Source organism: Streptomyces sp. NBC_00667, from assembly GCF_036226825.1.
In the GTDB taxonomy this organism is placed as follows: domain Bacteria; phylum Actinomycetota; class Actinomycetes; order Streptomycetales; family Streptomycetaceae; genus Streptomyces.
In genome coordinates this window covers 4,507,173-4,526,648 of the sequence record NZ_CP109022.1, presented here as the reverse complement: position 1 = coordinate 4,526,648, position 19,476 = coordinate 4,507,173, and the positions used below count along the sequence as shown (strand labels likewise).

Below are 19,476 nucleotides of genomic sequence, written 5' to 3'. Positions count from 1 at the left end.
TGATCCTCCTCGTGGACGCACGAACGGGGCTCGACGCTCGCAACATATCGCGTCTTCTGAGAACACGATATATCGCGGATCGGCGAAGTCAAGCGGCCGACACGCCGGCACGCGCGGGCAGCCCGGCGACCGGACGGGGTCCGGGGCCGGGGGACGTGGGTGAGGAGCGGGGTTACGCGGCCAGCAGCGGGCTCGCGTGGTGGTGCAGCCACGCCCGGTAGGGCGGGGTGCGCAGGGCTGCTTCGCGATAGGCGGCGCGGAGGTCCTCGTACACCTCGGCGTGCGCGCCCGGCCGGCTCGCCAGCAGCAGCCGTACGGCGAGCGGGTCGCCGGAGAGCGGCCGGATCGCCATGTCGTCGCGGGGGCCGGAGGTGGGCTGGCAGGGGGCGACGGCCTCGCCGGAGATGATCAGCGAGGTCGCGGTGTGGTAATCGGCGTGCAGCACCGGCGGGTCCACGCCGGCGCCGGCGAAGACCCGCCGCAGGCCGTCCCACTCGCCGTCCACCGACGGGTCGACCGTCCAGCGGTCGGCGGCGAGTTCCCGTAACTCCACCACCGGCCGCCGCGCGGCGGGATGGTCCCGGGACATGGACACGAACTGCGGCTCCCGCTCCATCAGCACGCGCAGTTCCAGCCCCGGCGGCACCCGCAGCGGACACCCCTCGACCTCGTGCACGAACGCCACGTCCAGTTGCCCCGCGTCCACCATCCGCAGCAGGGCGTTGGCCGACACGTCGACCACCAGCGAGGTCTCCGTCTCGGGCGAGCGCCGGTGCAGCCGGCGCAGCCACCCGGGCAGCGCCCGGCTCGCCGTGGAGCCGATCCGCAGGCGCGGCCCGCGGGCCACCGCGCGGGCGTCGGCCACCAGGGCGGCCATCTCGGCCAGCAGCGGGCGCGCCCGCCCCAGTACGGTGCGCCCGAACGGCGTGGGCCGGCAGCCGGTCCGTTCGCGGAGGAACAGCTCGCCCTCCAGGGCCCGTTCGATCCGGCGGAGCTGAGTGGTCAGCGAGGGCTGGCTCACGCCGAGCTGCCGCGCGGCCTTGTGCAGGCTGCCGGCGTCGGCGATGGCGCACAGTGCGCGCAGATGCCTGACCTCAAGCTCCATGACCAGAGGGTAGGGCGGCCCCCGTCGGCCGCACCAGCCACCGGTATCCCCCCTAATCCCGCCAATTTTACGGAAGTTGACCTACCGAAAACCTACCGATAACCCGGTGTTATCGGTGGCTGACATCATCCGCCGAGCGGTGACGCTCCCGCAGACTCCGGTACCGAACGACCCACCCCCCACACCGGATGAGTAGGAGCTCCCCCACATGCGCCACTCCCGCACGGCCGTTCCGGCCGCCACCGCAGGTCTCGTACTGGCCGCCGCCCTGGCCGGTATCGCCCCCACCGCCAGCGCCGCCCCGGCCCCGTCCGGCAACCCCGCGAGTTACGCCGCCTACGAGCACTCGCAGGAGAACCAGGCCGCCAACCGCGCCTTCTTCGACGCCGTCCAGCGCTCGGTGGCGGAGCAGCGCGCCGCCAACCCCGGCATCCAGTCCGTCACCGTCACCTACAACACGCGCAACGCGCCCAGCTTCCGTACCGTGATAGCCCGTTCCACGCAGATCTGGAACGGCTCGGTGTCCAACGTCAAGCTCCAGGAGGTGTCCTCGGGCGGGAACTTCTCCTACCGCGAGGGCAACGACTCACGGGGTTCCTACGCGAGCACCGACGGCCACGGCCGCGGCTACATCTTCCTCGACTACGCGCAGAACCAGCAGTACGACTCCACCCGGGTGACCGCCCACGAGACCGGACACGTGCTGGGTCTGCCGGACCACTACTCGGGCCCGTGCAGCGAGCTGATGTCGGGCGGCGGGCCGGGCACCTCGTGCACCAACCCCTACCCGAACTCCACCGAGCGCTCCCGGGTGAACCAGCTGTGGGCGAACGGCCTGGTCGCCTCGGGCCTGGGCACCAAGAGCTGACCCGCCGGGACCCTCCGCTGCGTTGGCCGCTGGGCCCACCCGCGGACAACCCGCCGGTATAACCCGCCGGACCAACCCGCCGGTCTAACCCGCCGAGCCCTGGTACCGGGGGCAGTCGGGGTCCGGGCAGGGCCCCGGACCCCAGTTCGGTACGAAGATCCCGAGGGACTTGCGCCGCCCGACGATCACCCGCTCGACGGGGCGCCCGCAGACCGGGCACGACTCCTGCTCGTGCCCGGTCTGCGCGGCGCCCGCCGCACCCGCACTCTGTCGCTCTTCACCGGCCATACCTCCACGGTAGGCCGGTTCGGCGCATCCGGCGGCGCGGGAGGGGGCGGGGAACCTCACGGCTGCGGCTTGCGCCACATCGGCCACATCAGCGGCCCGTCGGGCAGCCGCACCGCCGAGCCCGTGAACTGCCACCCGAGCCGCTCGTACAGCGCCTTGCTCCGCTCGCTGCTGGCCTCCAGGTACGCCGGCACGCCCTCGCGGTCGCACCGTTCCAGCACCGGCCGCATCAGCTCCGTACCCAGGCCCTCGCCCTGCCGTCCCGGCGCCACCGCGATCATCAGCAGGTACTCGTGCTCCTCGGCGGTGGGGTGCACCTCGCCCGTCAGCCGGCCGACCAGCTCGCAGCGCTCGTTGTCCGGGTCGGCCACCGCGCGCATCCTGGCCGGGACGTCGTCCTCGGCCGCCTCCCCCTCGTGGTCCCCGGCCGGGACCCGCAGCCACAGCGCCGCCGCCGAGCCGTCGGCCGCGTAGTCGATCCGGCCCTCCGCCAGCGCCACGTCCACGAACACGCCGAGGAACTTGCCGTGCACCGCCGCCCGGTGCGCCGGGTCGGGGAAGACCCAGCTGCTCACCGGGTCGTCGCGGAACGCCTCGTCCAGCAGCCGGGCCACGGCGTCCCGGTCCGACTGATCCGCCCTACGTATCTCCAGCACCACGGAACCCACCCCTCGCTCACGTTGCAACAACAGTGAGTGATCCTAGAGTTGGGCCCCGGGCGCGGACAGGCCTGTTCCGGCACCATGCGGTGCCGGAACAGGCCTGTCGCTCGCGGTCCTACGGAGCCTCCGGGTGCGGCGCGGTCACCCGGTGCGGCGAAGTCACCGGGTGCGGCGAAGTCACCGGGTGCGGCGCGTGACGAACTCCGCCAGCGCCAGCAGGCCGCCCGCCGCCCCGTGGTCCGGTACGGCCCGCGACAGCTGCTGCACCGCCCGTCCCATCCGGTCCGCCGCGTGGGCCTGCGCCCAGTCGCGGCCGCCCGCCCGCTCCACCGCGTCGGCGGCCCTGCGCACGTCGTCCCCGGTCATCGGGCCGGCGTACAGCTCGGCCAGCTCCGCCCCGGCCGTCGTGCCCGAGGTGAGGGCGGCCACGACCGGGAGGGACTTCTTGCGGGCGATCAGGTCCGCCCCGGCGGGCTTGCCGGTGTGCCCGGGGTCGCCCCAGATGCCGATCAGGTCGTCGATCAGCTGGAAGGCCAGCCCGGCCTCCCTGCCGAAGCCGTCCATCGCGTCGACCTCGTCCGGACCGGCCCCCGCGTACAGGGCGCCCAGCGCGCAGGCGCACCCCAGCAGGGCTCCGGTCTTGGCGGTGGCCATCGTCAGGCACTCGTCGAGCGAGACGTCCGGCCGCGCTTCGAAGGCGCAGTCCGCCTGCTGCCCCGCGCACAGCTCGATGACGCAGGCCGCGAGCCGGGCGGCGGCCGCCGCCGAGGCGGGGTGCGGGTCCTCCGCCAGCTGTTTCAGCGCGAGCGCCATCATGGCGTCGCCCGTGATGAGCGCGTCCGGTATGCCGAAGACGGTCCAGGCCGTGGCGCGGCCCCGCCTCCTGACGTCCTTGTCGATGATGTCGTCGTGCAGGAGCGTGAAGTTGTGCGCGAGTTCCACGGCCACCGCAGCGCGTACGGCGTCCTCCGCCTCCCCGTCGCCCGGCCCGCGCAGGGCCCGCGTCGCCGCGAGGACCAGGGCCGGGCGGATGGCCTTGCCCGGGTTGCCCGCGGCGGGGGTGCCGTCCGCGTGCTCCCATCCGAAGTGGTACATCGCCACGCGCCGCATGGAGCCGGGCAGGAGCTCGACCGTCCGGCGCAGTCGCGGGTTGACCGTCTCCCTCGTCCGTTCCAGCAGGGCCGCCGCTTCCTGGCCCTCGCCCGTGGTGACCGCACCGGTCGTCGCCATCGTGTGCCCCGCCGTGCCCCGAGCCGGCCGGCTCAGCGCCAGCGGCCGATCTCGACGTTCTCCAGGATGCCGAGCGCGTCCGGCACCAGGACCGCGGCGGAGAAGTAGGCGGTCACGAGGTAGGAGATGATCGCCTGCTCGCTGATCCCCATGAACCGCACCGACATGCTCGGCTCGATCTCGTCCGGGATGCCCGGCTGGTGGAGGCCGATCACACCGGAGGCGTCCTCGCCGGTGCGCATGCACAGGATCGAGGTCGTACGGGCGTCGCTGATCGGGATCTTGCTGCACGGGAAGATCGGTACTCCGCGCCAGGACGGTACGCGGTGGCCGCCGATGTCGACCGCCTCGGGGTAGAGGCCGCGCTTGTTGCACTCGCGTCCGAAGGCCGCGATGGCCTTGGGGTGGGCGAGGAAGAGGTTGGAGTCGCGCCGCATGCTGAGCAGCTGGTCCATGTCGTCCGGGCTGGGCGCGCCGTCGTGCGGCTGGATGCGCTGGTCGTAGTCGGCGTTGTGGAGCAGACCGAAGTCGGGGTTGTTGACCATCTCGTGCTCCTGGCGCTCGCGCAGCGCCTCGACCGTGAGCCGCAACTGCTGCTCGGTCTGGTTCATCGGCTGGTTGTACAGGTCGGCGACGCGCGTGTGGACCCGGAGAACCGTTTGTGCGATGGAGAGTTCGTACTCGCGCGGGCGCGCCTCGTAGTCCACGAACGTGCCGGGGAGGACGGCTTCGCCCTGGTGGCCGGAGGAGAGCTCGATCGCGGCTTCGCCGTGCTTGTTGGTCCGCTGGGGCGGCAGCGAGCGCTGCGTGTCCACGTGCGCGCGCAGGGAGTCGACGCGGTCGGCGAGGAGCTGGAAGTCCTGGCGGGTCAGGACGAGCGCGGTTCCGGAGGTGACCGCCCTTGCCGTGTACTCCCAGATCGCCTCCTCGTCGACGAGGGCGTCCTCGCCGAAGAAGGCGCCGTCGGCGACGGTGCGCAGCACCGCGTCCTCGCCGTAGGGGCCGGGGCCGACCTGTTCGATGCGGCCGTGGGCGAGGAGGAAGACCTTGTCGGAGGGGCTGCCGAAGGAGGTCAGCTCCTGGCCGGGCGCGAAGTCGACCTGCTGGCAGCGGGCGGCGAGTTCGGTGAGGACGTCGAGGTCCTCGTAGTCGCGCAGGAGCGGCAATTCGCCGAGCTCGGCCGGGATCACCTGGACCTGGGTGCCGGTCTTGATGAACTCCACGATGCCGTTGCCGACGGAGTAGCTCAGCCGGCGGTTGACACGGTACGTGCCGCCCTGCACCGACACCCACGGGAGCATCTTCAGCAGCCACCGTGAGGTGATCTCCTGCATCTGCGGCGCGGACTTGGTCGTGGTTGCCAAGTTCCGCGCGGCCGAGGTGCCGAGACTCCGCTGGGGGCTCTGCGTCTGGGCCTCGGACTCGGAACCTGCCTGGACCGACATGTGTTTCCCTTTCGATCACTCCATGGATCTGCGGGTCCAGGCTGTCAGTACGGGGCGTAGTGGGACCATTACACAAAAGGGTGGGACTACTCCGTCTGCGGGATGGGCACTGTCATGGGCCGTTCGCGACGGGGCCGACGGGACGGGAGTGACGGGGCGGGAGCGACGCCGTCTGGCCGGATCCGCTCGCTCGCCGTACGAACCCCCTGGCTCGGAGTGACCGCTTCCACTACACCGGTACGTAACGAGGCGAGCACGTAAGGTGACCGCCACGCGCGTACTGCGAAGGAGGCGGCCATGTCCGCACCCATGTCCGCGGACCGGTTCATCGAAGCGCTGCGGGACGAGGGCCTGACCGTGGTGGAGGTCGGGGCCTGGCGCACCCACAACCGCAACCACAAGGGGCCCTGGGGCCCGGTGCACGGCGTGATGATCCACCACACCGTCACGCACGGCAGCGCGTACACCGTCTCGCTCTGCCGCGACGGCGACGAGGAGCTGCCGGGCCCCCTGTGCCACGGCGTGATCACCAAGGACGGCCGCGTCCACCTGGTCGGCTACGGCCGCGCCAACCACGCGGGCGCGGGCGACTCCGACGTCCTGGCGGCGGTGATCGCGGAGAAGCGCCTCCCGCCCGACCACCACGCCGACACCGACGGCAACCGCTACTTCTACGGCTTCGAGTGCGAGAACCTCGGCAGCGGCGACGACCCCTGGCCGAAGGTCCAGCTGGACGCGATGGCCAAGGCGGCGGCCGCGGTGTGCCGGGTCCACGGCTGGGGCGAGCGCTCGGTGATCGGCCACCTCGAATGGCAACCCGGCAAGATCGACCCGAAGGGCTTCACGATGGACTGGTTCCGCGCCCGCGTGGCGGACCGGCTCAAGTAGCGAACCGTCCGCCCGCCCACGCCCGACAACGGCTCCACCGCCACCGTCATCGCCCGTATCCTCCCCGCCCACCGCCGCCGGGGTCTGGGCGCCGGCCTCTACGCCCACGGCCTCGCCCAGGCCCGCGCCCTCGCCCCGGCCGCCGTCGAAACGGTGGTCCTGGCCTCCAACCCCGCCGGCCTGCGCTTCGCCCTCGCCCACGGCTTCACCGAAACCGACCGCTACCTGCTCCCGGGCGCCACCGTCCCGTACATCGACCTCCGCCTGGCCTGACGCCGCCCCGCACGACTCGGCCGAGGTACGGCGCGGAGCAGGTGTGGACAGGGCTGTGACGTGCGACGGCACGGGCACGAGCGCCCCACAATGGGAGGCGTGAACCGCCCCCCGAACCCCGACGCGCTCCTGCAGCAACGCCCGCCGTCCCCGGTGCAGGAGGTCCATGACGAGCGGTTCGGGCGGCACGGCGTCCGGCTGCTGCTGAAGCGGGACGACCTCGTGCATCCGGAGCTGCCCGGGAACAAGTGGCGCAAGCTCGCGCCCAATCTGCGGGCTGCCGTGGAGGGCGGGTACTGCGGGCTGGTGACCTTCGGTGGGGCCTACTCCAACCACCTGCGGGCCACCGCCGCGGCCGGGCGGTTGCTGGGGATGGCGACCGTCGGGGTGGTGCGCGGGGACGAGCTGGCCGGGCGGCCGCTCAACGCCTCGCTGGCCCGCTGCGCGGCCGACGGGATGCGGCTGCACTTCGTCTCCCGCTCCGAGTACCGCCGCAAGGCCGAGCCCGGGGTGCAGGCCGGGTTGCTCGCCGCGGCCGGCGCGGACGGCGCGTACGTGATCCCGGAGGGCGGCAGCAACGCCCTCGCCCTGCTCGGCTGCGCCGAACTCGGCCGCGAGCTGCGCGGGGCCGGCGACGTCGTCGCCGTGGCCTGCGGTACCGGCGGCACGCTGGCCGGCCTCGCGGCGGGACTCGGGCCCGGCCAGCGGGCCGTCGGCGTCCCGGTGCTGGCCGGCGGCTTCCTGGACGCGGAGATACGTTCCCTCCAGCGGCAGGCCTTCGGCGGCCCGGCGGGCGACTGGACGCTGGCCGAGGGCTTCCACCACGGCGGCTACGCCCGGGTCCCCGCCGAGCTGGAGGCCTTCGCCGCCGGGTTCGAGGCTCGGCACCGCATCCCCGTCGAGCGGGTCTACGTCGCGAAGCTGCTCTGGGCCCTGACGGCGCTGACCGGGTGCGGGGCCTTCCCCCGCGGCACCACCCTCGCCGCGGTCGTCACGGGAGCGCCGGAGCCGTCAGCACCGGAGCCGTCAGTGCCGGAGCCATCGGCGCCGGGGCCGCCAGTCCCGGACCCGTCAGCCCCCGCCCCCTCCGGCACGGCTCAGACCGAGTCCTCCCGGTAGGCCGCGGCCTCCTCCAGGTCCAGCCGGCGCAGCAGCACCCGTAGCATCTCGTCGTCGATCTGCCGCCGGTCGCGCAGCGTCACGAACACCTCCCGCTCGGCCTCGATCATCTCCCCGGCCAGCCGCCGGTAGATGTCGTCGGCGGACTCCCCCGTCACGGGGTTGACCTCGCCGAGCCGTTCCCACACCGCGTTGCGCCGTCGCTCCATCACCGTCCGCAGCCGGTCAGCCAGCGGCCCCGGCAGGGCGTTGCGCGCTTCGGCCAGCAGCTCGTCCAGCCGGTCCTCCGCCGCCCGCGAGGCCTCGCTCTGCGCCTGGGCCTCCGCCAGCGTCTCCGCCTGGACGTCGCGCGGCGGCAGCCGCAGCAGCCGGATCAGCGGCGGCAGGGTCAGGCCCTGCACCACCAGCGTCGCGATGACCGTCGTGAAGGTCAGGAACAGGATCAGGTTCCGGTGCGGCACGCTGATCGGCACGGAGAAGGCGATGGCCAGCGAGACCACCCCGCGCATCCCCGCCCAGCCCACGATGACGGGCGCCTTCCAGGTCGTCTCGGGCTCGCGCCTGCGGATCCGCTCGGACAGCACCCTGGGCAGGAACGTCGTGGGGAACACCCAGACGTACCGCGCCACCACCACGGCCAGGAACACCGCCAGCGCGTACCAGGCCGCGCGCCAGCCCTCGTACTCGCCCAGCCCCTTGAGGACCACCGGCAGCTGGAGGCCGATCAGCGCGAAGACCACCGACTCCAGCAGGAAGGAGACCATCTTCCACACCGCGGTTTCCTGGAGCCTCGTCGCGAAGTCGACCTGCCAGTTGCGGTGCCCGAGGTACAGCGCGACCACGACGACCGCGAGCACGCCCGAGGCGTGCACCCGCTCGGCCGCCGCGTACGCGACGAACGGGATCAGCAGCGACAGGGTGTTCTGCAGCAGCGGCTCCCGCAGCCGCTTGCGCAGCAGGTGGATCGGCACCATCAGCACCAGCCCGACCCCGACGCCGCCCACGGAAGCGAGCAGGAACTCCGCGATCCCGCCGGCCCAGCCGGAGCTGAGGCCGACGGCGGCGGCCAGCGCCACCTTGTAGGCCGTGATCGCGGTGGCGTCGTTGACCAGCGACTCGCCCTGCAGGATGGTCGTGATCCGGTTCGGCAGTCCGAGCCGGCGCGCGATCGCCGTCGCCGCGACCGCGTCCGGCGGTGCGATCACCGCGCCGAGCACCAGCGCCACGGGCAGCGACAGCCCCGGCACCACGAGGTAGGCCACGTACCCCACGGCGATCGTCGCGAAGAGCACGTACCCCACGGAGAGCAGCGCGACGGGCCGTACGTTGGCCCGCAGGTCCAGGTACGAGCTCTCCACGGCGGCCGTGTACAGCAGCGGCGGAAGCAGCAGCGGCAGCACGATGTGGGGGTCGAGGGTGTACGAGGGCACGCCCGGGACGTACGAGGCGATCAGGCCGACGGCGACGAGCAGCAGCGGTGCGGGCACCGGGGTGCGTCGGGCCACCCCGGCGACGATCGCGCTGCCCGCCACCAGGCCCACCAGCGGCAATACCTCCATCGAAGATCGACCCTCCTCGGTATCAACCGTCCTGTGCGCCCGCACGTCAGTACGCTGGCCATCATGAGCGAGTGCACCCACGTTGCCGAACTGCCGCGCCCCGAGCCCGTCCCGCTTGCCCTGACCTGCCCGGAATGTCTGGCGGTCGGCAGCCATCCCGTGCAACTCCGGATGTGTCTGGGGTGCGGACACGTGGCGTGCTGCGATTCCTCGCCCTACCGGCACGCCACGGCGCACCACCACGAGACGGGCCATCCGGTGATGCGCAGCTTCGAACCGGGCGAGACGTGGCGGTGGTGTTTTGTCGACGGTTCGATCGTCTGAGGCGGGGTAGGTCAACCCTCCGCCGGTTCCCCCGAATTGGGCCCGCAGACCCCTAGCCACTGTGTGTACCCGTGGGCTTACCATCGGTCACCGGCCGCAGGAACGGCGGGTGTCCCGGGCACTCCCAGCGGGTGCCGTGAGGGGTGCCGCGACACGATCACCCGGATCGCGATAGCGTCACCGGCGAACAGAGCTCGTACCACCTTGGAGGTGAGGGTGTCCCAGATCGCAGGCGAGCCCGCGACCCAGGACTTCGTCGAAGTCCGGCTGCCGGCTGCGGGTGCCTACCTGTCGGTGCTGCGCACGGCGACAGCCGGTCTCGCGGCACGGTTGGACTTCACCCTCGACGAGATCGAGGACCTCCGCATCGCGGTGGACGAGGCCTGCGCGATCCTGCTCCAGCAGGCCGTGCCCGGCTCCGTCCTCAGCTGTGTGTTCCGGCTGATCGACGATTCGCTGGAAGTCACCGTCTCGGCGCCGACCACGGACGGCCGCGCACCCGAGCGCGACACGTTCGCGTGGACGGTGCTGTCCGCCCTCGCCGGCAAGGTCGAGGCGACGGTCGAGGAGAACCGCACGGTGTGCATCAGCCTTTACAAACAGCGCGGCGCGGGGCCAGGCCCGGCGTGAGCGGCGGGGAGATCCCGGTGCGGGGCGGGGATCGGCCCCGGGTACGGCATGAGGTCGACGGCGGCATCCCGGAGCAGCAACACGCCCGGCCGCACCCGGCTGACGCGGATGCGGAAAGCGGCTTTTTGGACTCGGCGGAGCGACGGGCGGGCCCTATGAGCGAGAACCAGCACGACGAACCACAATCCTCACAGCCACCCGCGGCCGTGGCCCAGGCGGCTCCGGCGCTGCCGGATCCGCGCGACCGCAGTGGCGCGCGGGCGCTGTTCTTCGAACTGCGGGAGCTGCCCGACGGTTCCCCGGAGCGGGCGGAGCTGCGCAACCGCCTGGTCCGGATGCACCTGCCGCTGGTGGAGCACCTGGCCCGGCGGTTCCGCAACCGCGGCGAGCCGCTCGACGACCTGACCCAGGTGGCGACGATCGGCCTGATCAAGTCGGTGGACCGGTTCGACCCGGACCGGGGCGTGGAGTTCTCCACATACGCCACGCCCACGGTCGTCGGCGAGATCAAGCGGCACTTCCGCGACAAGGGCTGGGCGGTACGGGTGCCCCGGCGCCTGCAGGAGCTGCGGCTCTCGCTGACCACGGCCACGGCGGAACTCTCCCAGCAGCACGGCCGCTCCCCCACGGTCCACGAGCTGGCGGAGCGGCTCGGGATCTCCGAGGAGGAGGTGCTGGAGGGGCTGGAATCGGCCAATGCCTACAGCACGCTCTCGCTGGACGTCCCCGACACCGACGACGAGTCGCCGGCGGTCGCGGACACGCTGGGCTCGGAGGACGAGGCGCTGGAGGGCGTCGAGTACCGCGAGTCCCTCAAACCGCTGCTGGAAGGGCTGCCGCCCAGGGAGAAGCGGATCTTGTTGCTCCGGTTCTTCGGCAACATGACGCAGTCGCAGATCGCCCAGGAGGTCGGCATCTCCCAGATGCACGTCTCCCGCCTGCTGGCCCGCACCTTGGCCCAGCTGCGCGACAAGCTCCTCGTGGAGGAGTGAGCGGGGAGCCCGGTGGGACTCAGGCGGCGGGCCCGATGCCCAGCGCCTCGGTCGCCGTCGGGTTCACCAGCAGGACCACGACCGCCAGCGCGGCCGCCGCCAGGGCCACCGCGGCGGCGGTCAGCGCACCTCCGGCGGTCCACAGCGTCCACGCCACCGGCAGCGCCATCAGCTGGGTGATCAACGCCGGGCCCCGGCTCCACCGGCGGCCCAGGCGCAGCCCCCGCGCCGCGATCAGCGGCAGCGCGGCGAGCGCGAGCAGGGTCAGGCCGCCGGTCTCTGACTGCTGCGCGGAGTCGACGTGGCCTGCGACGCCGACGAACAGCAGGTAGCCGCCGAGGCCGGCCAGGGCCAGACCCTGGAGCGCGCACAGGACGGCGGCGGCGGTCAGCCGGCCGGGCAGCGCGGCGGCGGGCGCGTCGGGGGCCGGGGCATTCGGGGTCGGCTTCTCACTCACTCCAGCAGGGTAGCCGCGCGCCGCCCGCGCCGGGGCGGACGGTGCCCGGGGACGGGCAGTATGGGCCGCCTCCGAGCGGGTGGGTAGGCTGGCGCTCATGCGTGCACTTCTCGTGGCCAATCCAGCAGCGACGACCACCAGTGCGCGTACGCGTGACGTCCTGACCCACGCCCTGGCCAGTGAGATGAAGCTGGAGGCGGTGACCACCGAGTACCGGGGTCACGCCCGTGACCTGGGACGCAAGGCGGCCCACGAGGGTCTGGACCTCGTCGTGGCCCTGGGCGGCGACGGCACGGTCAACGAGGTGGTCAACGGCCTCCTGCACGACGGGCCCGACCCGGACCGGCTGCCGGGGCTCGCGGTGGTCCCGGGCGGTTCGACGAACGTGTTCGCCCGCGCGCTCGGACTGCCCAACGACGCGGTCGAGGCGACCGGCGCCCTGCTGGACGCGCTGCGGGAACGGCGCGAGCGCACGGTGGGTCTGGGTCTGGCGGCCGGGGCCCCCGGCACGGAGGACGAGTCCGTCCCGGCGCGCTGGTTCACCTTCTGCGCGGGCTTCGGTTTCGACGCCGGGGTCGTGGGCAGGGTCGAGCAGCAGCGGGAACGCGGCAAGCGTTCGACGCACGCCCTGTACGTACGACAGCTCGTGCGCCAGTTCCTCGACGAACCCAACCGGCGGCACGGAACGGTCACCCTGGAGCGGCCCGGCGAGGAGCCCGTGCGGGACCTGGTGCTGTCGATAGTCTGCAACACCTCGCCCTGGACCTACCTGGGGAACCGTCCCCTGTACGCCTCCCCCGACGCGTCGTTCGATACCGCACTTGACGTATTGGCGCTGGACCGTTTGTCAACTCCGGCGGTCGCCAAGTACGCCACTCAGCTCCTGACCTCGACTCCTGAGCGCGGTCCACAGGGCAAGCACGCGGTGACTCTGCACGATCTGACCGACTTCACCTTGCATTCGAAGGTTCCGCTCCCCTTCCAGATGGACGGGGACCACCTGGGATTGCGGACCAGCGTTCGGTTCACAGGCGTTCGCCGTGCACTGCGTGTGATTGTGTGAGTAGAAGAGCTAAAAATCCTTTCACTCGAACGTTTACACGCCGGTACACCCCCAGGAACTAGGGCTGTGACCTAGTCGACACCGACGAATCCAAAAAAACTTTCCGGAAGGGGTTGTATCCCCGTCCGAGGTTTGCGAATCTCTACATGGCGATCGGGACAGCCCGCACAACCCGGCACCCACACAGACCGCCAGAACCCCACCACGAATCTTCGGACCCCCCAGTCGTCTTCTGGGGGCCAGCCCTTCCCTCACGGGGGGATTCGTGAAAGCGTTCACATTCACAAGCCACCTGTTCGCAATACAAGGAGATGGAGCAGCCATGGACTGGCGTCACAACGCCGTTTGCCGCGAGGAAGACCCGGAGCTCTTCTTCCCCATCGGCAACACCGGTCCTGCGCTGCTGCAGATCGAGGAAGCCAAGGCCGTCTGCCGCCGTTGCCCCGTCATGGAGCAGTGCCTGCAGTGGGCGCTCGAGTCCGGTCAGGACTCCGGCGTCTGGGGCGGTCTCAGCGAGGACGAGCGCCGCGCCATGAAGCGCCGCGCCGCTCGCAACCGGGCGCGCAACGCCAGCGCCTGACATCGACTTTCGAGCCTCGAGCCGCAGCGCGTAGAACCCTGAGAAGCGCTCAGCAACGTGCTCTTGAGCCCCGGACCGGGAACCATCGGTCCGGGGCTCAGTGCTGTGCGGGGCAGGTTCCGTAACCCTGAGTAAGGGTGCGGTCGCTGCGCTGCGTTACCGTCGGTCGCCCTACTTCTGCGGGCTGGCGGGGATGTCGAGGACGACCCGGGTGCCGCGCGGCTCGGCCCGGACCATGTCGAACGTGCCGCCGAGCTCTCCCTCGACCAGGGTGCGCACGATCTGGAGCCCGAGGTTGCCGGCCCGCTGCGGGTCGAAGCCCTCGGGCAGACCGCATCCGTCGTCCAGCACCTTGATCAGCAGCCGCGCATCGGCGCGGCCGGTGCCCGAGCGGGCTGCGGACACCTCGACCGTGCCGCCCTCCCCCTGGGTGAAGGCGTGCTCCAGGGCGTTCTGCAGGACCTCGGTCAGCACCATCGACAGCGGAGTGGCTACCTCCGCGTCCAGGATCCCGAACCGGCCGGTGCGCCGGCAGGCGACCTTGCCCGGCGAGATCTCGGCGACCATCGCGATGACCCGGTCGGCGATCTCGTCGAACTCCACGCGCTCGTCCAGGTTCTGGGAGAGCGTCTCGTGCACGATCGCGATCGAACCGACGCGCCGCACGGCCTCGTTCAGCGCCTCGCGGCCCTGGGGCGAATCCATCCTGCGGGCCTGGAGGCGCAGGAGCGCGGCCACCGTCTGGAGGTTGTTCTTCACCCGGTGGTGGATCTCCCGGATGGTCGCGTCCTTGGTGATCAGTTCACGTTCGCGACGGCGCAGTTCGGTGACGTCGCGGCACAGCACCAGGGAACCGATGCGGGTGCCCTTGGGCTTGAGCGGGATGGCGCGCAGCTGGATCACCCCGCCGTTGCCCTCGATCTCCGTCTCGCGCGGGGCCCAGCCGCTGGCCAGCTTCACCAGGGCCTCGTCCACCGGGCCGCGCGAGGGCGCCAGTTCGGCGGTGGTGGTGCCCAGGTGCTGGCCGACCAGGTCGGAGGCGAGCCCGAGGCGGTGATAGGCGGAGAGCGCGTTCGGGGACGCGTACGTCACCACGCCCTCGGCGTCGAGCCGGATCAACCCGTCCCCGACGCGCGGGGAGGCGTCCATGTCGACCTGCTGGCCGGGGAAGGGGAAGGAGCCCGCCGCGATCATCTGGGCCAGGTCGGAGGCGGACTGGAGGTAGGTGAGCTCCAGCCGGCTCGGTGTACGCACGGTGAGCAGGTTGGTGTTGCGGGCGATCACTCCGAGTACGCGGCCCTCGCGCCGTACGGGGATCGACTCGACGCGCACCGGGACCTCCTCGCGCCACTCCGGGTCGCCCTCGCGGACGATCCGGCCCTCGTCGAGGGCGGCGTCGAGGAGCGGGCGGCGGCCGCGCGGCACCAGGTGGCCGACCATGTCGTCCTGGTACGAGGTGGGGCCGGTGTTCGGGCGCATCTGCGCGACCGAGACGTAGCGGGTGCCGTCGAGGGTGGGGACCCAGAGCACGAGGTCCGCGAAGGACAGGTCGGAGAGCAGCTGCCACTCCGAGACCAGCAGGTGCAGCCACTCCAGGTCGGTTTCACTGAGAGCGGTGTGCTGGCGTACGAGGTCGTTCATGGAGGGCACGGGGCGAGCGTACCCCGGGTATGGCCATGACTTTCCCCACGGCGAATACCAGGGAGTATCCAGGAGGGCCCTGCTCCGCGTACTGTTGGAGGAAGTGACGGGATTACAACCCCTGTCCTTGGATGGACAGGACAGATTGGTCTAGTCCACAATGGTTTAAGCTTCCGCCCTCCCCGCACAGGAGGACGGATCGAGGTAAGCCGCGCGCTCTGCCCTGACCGCGCAGGCCCCTCCCACCGGCCGCCGGGAACCGCACACCCGCCGGCCGTAAGTACTCCGGGCTACGGTGCCGGGCGGGCTGAGGGTCCCGTCCTGCACCGTGGCCCAGAGGAAACACGACGACCCCGGGCAAGACCGTGGCGCGGAGGAAGCACTCCCCGCGGACCCCTACCCCGGCCAGGCCCGCATCGCCGTCTCCGCGACCGCTTCCAGCTCCTCGCGGCCCGCCCCGTCGCGCGCCTGCTGGGACATCCCCTGGAGCACCGCCCCGACGTAGCGGGCGAGTGCCCTCGCGTCCGTGCCGACGGGCAGCGCACCGGTGGCGACGTCCGCCGCGATCCGGCTCTCGAAGGTCGCCAGGTTCTCGTTGCGCCGCTCCCGCAGGGCCTCGGCCACCTCGTCCGAGGTGGTGTTGATCGCCGCGCTGATGACCAGGCAGCCCTTGGGGTGGGCCGGATCGGTGTAGATGTCGGCGGCCTCGCGCAGCACGCGGCGTACGGCCGCGGCGGCGGTGGGCTCCTCGGCGAGGGCGACGGCCGCGAAGCCGCCGTACCGGCCGCCGTAGGCGGTGACGACCTCCTCGAAGAGCGTGCGCTTGTCGCCGAAGGCCGCGTAGAGGCTGGGCGCGCCGATGCCCAGCTCCCGGGTGAGGTCGGCGATGGAGGTCGCCTCGTAGCCGCGCTCCCAGAAGACGCGCAAGGCCGTGTCGAGGGCGGCGTCGCGGTCGAAGGAGCGGGGCCTGCCGCGCTGTCCGGTCACCATGCGCACATTCTATAGCGGCCATTAGGAAATCTGTTACGGTTCCTTCTGTAGCGATCACTAGAGATTTTGGAAGGGGGCGCGTCATGGGCGTGCTCGAGGGGAAGACGGCTCTGGTCACGGGTGGCAGCCGGGGCATCGGCCGGGCCGTGTCCCGGCGCTTGGCGCGGGACGGGGCGCTGGTCGCGGTGCACTACGGCCACGACGGGGAGGCCGCGCGGGAGACGGTCGCCTCGATCGAGGCGGAGGGCGGCCGGGCCTTCGCGATCGGGGCGGAGCTGGGGGTCCCGGGCGACGCGCGGGCGCTGTGGGCCGCGTACGACTCCCACCCGGGGGCGGAGGAGGGGCTGGACATCCTGGTCAACAACGCGGGGGCCGCGGACTTCGCGGGGATCGAGGACACGGACGAGGAGACCTACGACCGCGCGCACGCGCTCAACGCGAAGGCGCCGTTCTTCGTGATCAAGCACGGGCTGTCGCGCCTGCGGGACGGGGGCCGGATCGTCAACGTGACGGGCACGCCGGACCTCGCGCTGCCGGCGATCCTGGCGACGATCACGGCCAAGGGGGCGGTGAACGCGCTGACGGTGTCACTGGCCGCGGCGCTCGCGCCGCGCGGCATCACCGTCAACTCGGTGGGTCCGGGCGTCATCGAAACCGACCTCAACGCGGGCTGGCTGGCCGACCCGGCCGCCCGCGCGCACGTATCGGCCCGCTCGGTCTTCGGTCGGACCGGCACGGCGGAGGAGGTCGCGGACATCGTCGCCTTCCTGGCCTCGCCGGACTCCCGCTGGATGACGGGCAAGCACCTGGACGCGACGGGCGGCCTCCAGCTCGCGCTGCTGTAGGCGGCCGCCGCGGGGGCCGTCGGGACCGCGCCGAGAGCCGCGCCGAGAGGCCGCCGGACGGGGATCGGATCACCATGGAAGAGGGGCGCAAGGCCCGCCACGAACGGGTCGATTCTGCTAGATTGGTCTATACCACATCACCTCTCCAGATCGGCAGGCCCCGCGTGGAAGTTGTCATCGTCCCGAACGCCAAGGCAGGCGGCGAGCTCATCGCGGAGGCCATGGCCGCCCTGGTCCGCCGCAAGGCCGACGCCCTGCTCGGGGTGGCGACCGGCTCCACCCCGCTGCCGGTCTACGAGGCCCTCGCCGCCAAGGTCAAGGCCGGGGAGGCCGACGTCTCGAAGGCCCGCATCTGCCAGCTCGACGAGTACGTGGGCCTGCCGGCCGGGCACCCGGAGTCCTACCGCGCCGTCGTGCTGCGCGAGGTCGTCGAACCGCTCGGACTGTCCGAGGCGTCCTTCATGGGCCCCGACGGCTCGGCGGACGACATCGTGGCCGCCTGCGACGCGTACGACCGCGCCCTCGCCGCAGCGGGGGGCGTCGACCTCCAGCTGCTCGGCATCGGCACGGACGGGCACATCGGCTTCAACGAGCCCTGCTCCTCGCTGGCCTCGCGCACGCGGATCAAGACGCTGACCCACCAGACGCGCGTCGACAACGCCCGCTTCTTCGACGACGACATAGACCAGGTACCGCACCACGTCATCACCCAGGGCATCGGCACCATCCTCGACGCCCGCCACCTGGTGCTGCTCGCCACCGGCGAAGGCAAGGCGGAGGCCGTCGCGCAGACCGTCGAGGGGCCGCTGTCCGCGCTGGTCCCGGCCTCCGCGCTGCAGCTGCACCGGCACGCCACGGTGGTCGTGGACGAGGCGGCGGCGTCGAAGCTGAAGCTGGCCGACTACTTCCGGCAGACGTACGCCGACAAGCCCGCGTGGCAGGGGCTCTAAGCGGCGCCTCCCCCACGCGCCCCCGAAGGGCCGGACCCCCGTTTCGGGTGCCCGGCCCTTCGTCGTCGGCGGCGCGCGCTAGACGCCCGCGATGACCTCCGCCGCCGCGCGCCCGCACACCCGGGACGCGCCGTGCGTCGCGATGTGCAGCGCACCCCGCGGCCCGGCCTGCGGCACGCCCATCTCCACCACCACCGTGTCCGGCCGCGCGGCGACCAGCGCGTCCAGGGCCTGCGTCATCCACCGGTGGCGGTGCGCGTCGCGGACCACCGCGACGACCGTGCGGCTGCCCGCCGCGGCCAGGATGTCCGCGGCCGTGGAGCCCTGCGGGTACACCGCCGAGGCGGTCTTCGGCAGCAGCGCCGCGAGCTCGGCGGCCACGCCCCACGGGGTCTCGTCGCCCACCGCGATGTTCGCGACGGGCGCGAGCGTGGCCACGTACGGGGCTTCGACGGCGCTCGCCCGTCCGGTCAGGACCAGCGCCCGTCGGGCCGCCGTCAGGCCGATGCCGGGCGCGCTCCCCTCCGGCGCGCCCGGCACCGCGGCGGCCCGCTTCCCGCGGGTCCATTCGGCGAGTTCACGGACCCGGGCGGCCGCGTCGGCGAGCCGTTCCTCGGGAAGCGTGCCCTCGCGCACGGCCGCGACCAGCGCGTCGCGCAGCCGCAGGACGGTGGCCTCGTCGGCGAGTCCGCCGCCCACGCAGATCGCGTCGGCGCCTGCCGCGATGGCGAGGACGGAGCCGCGTTCGATCCCGTACGTCCCCGCGATGGCGTTCATCTCCATGCCGTCGGTGACGATCAGGCCCTCGTAGCCGAGTTCCCCCCGCAGCAGCCCGGTCAGGATGCGCGGGCTGAGCGTGGCCGGGCGGGTGGCGTCGAGGGCGGGCACCAGGATGTGCGCGCTCATCACGGCCTTGGTCCCGGCTTCCACGGCGGCCTTGAACGGTACGAGTTCACGTGCCGCCAGGGTGTCCGGATCGGCGTCGATGCGCGGCAGGGCGAGGTGCGAGTCGACGTTGGTGTCGCCGTGGCCCGGGAAGTGCTTGGTGCAGGCGGCGACCCCGGCGGCCTGCAGGCCCTCGACGTAGGCGGCGGTGTGCCGGGCGGCGAGGTGGGTGTCGGCGCCGAAGGACCGTACGCCGATGACCGGGTTGTCGGGGTTGGAGTTGACGTCCGCGGAGGGTGCCCAGTTGAGGTTGACCCCGCAGGCGGCGAGGCGGCGGCCCAGTTCGCGGGCGACGTCCCGGGTCAGGCCGGTGTCGTCGACGGTGCCCAGGGCCAGGTTGCCGGGGAAGGAGGAGCCTTCGCGGACCTCCAGGCGGGTGACGTCGCCGCCCTCCTCGTCGATGGCGACCAGGACGTCGTCCCGCTCGGCGCGCAGCTGGGCGGTGAGCCGGGCCAGTTGTCCTGGGGAGGTGATGTTGCGGCCGAACAGGCCGACGGAGTGCAGGCCTTCGCCGAGCCTGCGCAGCAGCCAGGCGGGGGCCGTGGTGCCCTCGAAGCCGGGCTGGAGGACCGCGAGGGCGTCGCGGGTGAGCGTGTCCGTCTGGTGCGCAAGGACAGTCATG

Annotated in this window: 20 protein-coding genes and 1 pseudogene; 11 read left to right on the top strand and 10 right to left on the bottom strand. The window is 72.2% G+C overall.

Translation table 11 applies throughout. The features are described 5' to 3' along the window. Positions 1 to 172: 172 nt before the first annotated feature. Entirely contained in the window at positions 173 to 1,105 is a 933-nt protein-coding gene (locus tag OHA81_RS21185) for a LysR family transcriptional regulator (protein ID WP_329198190.1), read from the bottom strand. Positions 1,106 to 1,313: 208 nt separating this feature from the next. On the opposite strand from OHA81_RS21185, the gene snpA reads away from it, so the two are divergent. Continuing rightward, the gene (snpA, locus tag OHA81_RS21180) at positions 1,314 to 1,973 is read left to right on the top strand and encodes a snapalysin (protein WP_329198189.1); all 660 of its coding nucleotides are present in this window, start codon (positions 1,314 to 1,316) and stop codon (positions 1,971 to 1,973) included. An 84-nt stretch (positions 1,974 to 2,057) separates the two neighbouring features. Here the strand turns inward: snpA and OHA81_RS21175 are convergent, their stop codons facing one another. From OHA81_RS21175 to OHA81_RS21160, 4 genes are all read right to left on the bottom strand, one after another. Further along, positions 2,058 to 2,261, bottom strand: a complete 204-nt coding sequence (locus OHA81_RS21175) for a hypothetical protein (protein ID WP_329198187.1) — start codon at positions 2,259 to 2,261, stop codon at positions 2,058 to 2,060. Between the two features lie 56 nt (positions 2,262 to 2,317). Beyond that, the gene (locus tag OHA81_RS21170) at positions 2,318 to 2,920 is read right to left on the bottom strand and encodes a GNAT family N-acetyltransferase (protein WP_329202442.1); all 603 of its coding nucleotides are present in this window, start codon (positions 2,918 to 2,920) and stop codon (positions 2,318 to 2,320) included. A 180-nt stretch (positions 2,921 to 3,100) separates the two neighbouring features. Continuing rightward, positions 3,101 to 4,153 (bottom strand): family 2 encapsulin nanocompartment cargo protein polyprenyl transferase, encoded by a 1,053-nt coding sequence (locus OHA81_RS21165; RefSeq protein WP_329198185.1) that lies wholly within the window; start codon positions 4,151 to 4,153, stop codon positions 3,101 to 3,103. Between the two features lie 32 nt (positions 4,154 to 4,185). Beyond that, a complete protein-coding gene (locus tag OHA81_RS21160; RefSeq protein ID WP_329198184.1) occupies positions 4,186 to 5,598 on the bottom strand; it encodes a family 2B encapsulin nanocompartment shell protein in 1,413 nt (470 codons plus the stop codon). A gap of 297 nt (positions 5,599 to 5,895) precedes the next feature. On the opposite strand from OHA81_RS21160, the gene OHA81_RS21155 reads away from it, so the two are divergent. The 3 genes and pseudogenes from OHA81_RS21155 to OHA81_RS21145 all read left to right on the top strand — a co-directional run bounded on the left by OHA81_RS21155 (position 5,896) and on the right by OHA81_RS21145 (position 7,878). Next, complete coding sequence (locus OHA81_RS21155) at positions 5,896 to 6,486, top strand: N-acetylmuramoyl-L-alanine amidase (RefSeq protein WP_329198182.1); 591 nt, start codon at positions 5,896 to 5,898, stop codon at positions 6,484 to 6,486. 3 nt (positions 6,487 to 6,489) lie between these two features. After that, positions 6,490 to 6,759: pseudogene (locus tag OHA81_RS21150) on the top strand (GNAT family N-acetyltransferase); the annotation flags it as partial. 90 nt (positions 6,760 to 6,849) lie between these two features. Beyond that, on the top strand, positions 6,850 to 7,878 hold the full coding sequence (locus OHA81_RS21145; RefSeq protein WP_329198180.1) for a 1-aminocyclopropane-1-carboxylate deaminase/D-cysteine desulfhydrase: 1,029 nt from the start codon (positions 6,850 to 6,852) through the stop codon (positions 7,876 to 7,878). Here OHA81_RS21145 and OHA81_RS21140 read toward each other — a convergent pair. Continuing rightward, entirely contained in the window at positions 7,857 to 9,437 is a 1,581-nt protein-coding gene (locus OHA81_RS21140) for a Na+/H+ antiporter (protein ID WP_329198179.1), read from the bottom strand. The genes OHA81_RS21145 and OHA81_RS21140 overlap by 22 nt on opposite strands. Before the next feature lie 63 nt (positions 9,438 to 9,500). Between OHA81_RS21140 and OHA81_RS21135 the strand changes: the two genes are divergently transcribed. The 3 genes from OHA81_RS21135 (at position 9,501) to OHA81_RS21125 (ending at position 11,383) form a co-directional block, all read left to right on the top strand. Continuing rightward, positions 9,501 to 9,761: a UBP-type zinc finger domain-containing protein gene (locus tag OHA81_RS21135; RefSeq protein ID WP_329198177.1), complete on the top strand. Its 261-nt coding sequence runs from the start codon at positions 9,501 to 9,503 to the stop codon at positions 9,759 to 9,761. A gap of 216 nt (positions 9,762 to 9,977) precedes the next feature. Further along, complete coding sequence (locus tag OHA81_RS21130; RefSeq protein ID WP_329198175.1) at positions 9,978 to 10,391, top strand: anti-sigma regulatory factor; 414 nt, start codon at positions 9,978 to 9,980, stop codon at positions 10,389 to 10,391. 11 nt (positions 10,392 to 10,402) lie between these two features. Next, positions 10,403 to 11,383 carry an RNA polymerase sigma factor SigF gene (locus tag OHA81_RS21125; RefSeq protein WP_443056784.1) on the top strand — a complete coding sequence of 327 codons (981 nt, stop codon included), beginning with the start codon at positions 10,403 to 10,405 and terminating at the stop codon, positions 11,381 to 11,383. A 19-nt stretch (positions 11,384 to 11,402) separates the two neighbouring features. On the opposite strand, the gene OHA81_RS21120 is transcribed toward OHA81_RS21125, so the two are convergent. Continuing rightward, on the bottom strand, positions 11,403 to 11,840 hold the full coding sequence (locus OHA81_RS21120) for a hypothetical protein (protein WP_329198171.1): 438 nt from the start codon (positions 11,838 to 11,840) through the stop codon (positions 11,403 to 11,405). Positions 11,841 to 11,937: 97 nt separating this feature from the next. On the opposite strand from OHA81_RS21120, the gene OHA81_RS21115 reads away from it, so the two are divergent. Together OHA81_RS21115 and OHA81_RS21110 are read left to right on the top strand one after the other, a co-directional pair. After that, on the top strand, positions 11,938 to 12,903 hold the full coding sequence (locus tag OHA81_RS21115) for a diacylglycerol/lipid kinase family protein (protein WP_329198169.1): 966 nt from the start codon (positions 11,938 to 11,940) through the stop codon (positions 12,901 to 12,903). A gap of 322 nt (positions 12,904 to 13,225) precedes the next feature. After that, complete coding sequence (locus OHA81_RS21110) at positions 13,226 to 13,483, top strand: WhiB family transcriptional regulator (RefSeq protein ID WP_003953983.1); 258 nt, start codon at positions 13,226 to 13,228, stop codon at positions 13,481 to 13,483. A gap of 171 nt (positions 13,484 to 13,654) precedes the next feature. Here the strand turns inward: OHA81_RS21110 and OHA81_RS21105 are convergent, their stop codons facing one another. Continuing rightward, positions 13,655 to 15,124, bottom strand: a complete 1,470-nt coding sequence (locus OHA81_RS21105; protein ID WP_329202440.1) for a sensor histidine kinase — start codon at positions 15,122 to 15,124, stop codon at positions 13,655 to 13,657. A 396-nt stretch (positions 15,125 to 15,520) separates the two neighbouring features. Then, positions 15,521 to 16,114: a TetR/AcrR family transcriptional regulator gene (locus OHA81_RS21100; RefSeq protein ID WP_329198168.1), complete on the bottom strand. Its 594-nt coding sequence runs from the start codon at positions 16,112 to 16,114 to the stop codon at positions 15,521 to 15,523. 83 nt (positions 16,115 to 16,197) lie between these two features. Between OHA81_RS21100 and OHA81_RS21095 the strand changes: the two genes are divergently transcribed. Next, a complete protein-coding gene (locus tag OHA81_RS21095; RefSeq protein WP_329198166.1) occupies positions 16,198 to 16,959 on the top strand; it encodes an SDR family oxidoreductase in 762 nt (253 codons plus the stop codon). 164 nt (positions 16,960 to 17,123) lie between these two features. Next, positions 17,124 to 17,909: a glucosamine-6-phosphate deaminase gene (gene nagB / locus OHA81_RS21090; protein WP_329198164.1), complete on the top strand. Its 786-nt coding sequence runs from the start codon at positions 17,124 to 17,126 to the stop codon at positions 17,907 to 17,909. 78 nt (positions 17,910 to 17,987) lie between these two features. Here the strand turns inward: nagB and OHA81_RS21085 are convergent, their stop codons facing one another. Further along, positions 17,988 to 19,475, bottom strand: a complete 1,488-nt coding sequence (locus OHA81_RS21085; RefSeq protein WP_329198162.1) for a glycoside hydrolase family 3 protein — start codon at positions 19,473 to 19,475, stop codon at positions 17,988 to 17,990. Position 19,476: the final 1 nt, after the last annotated feature.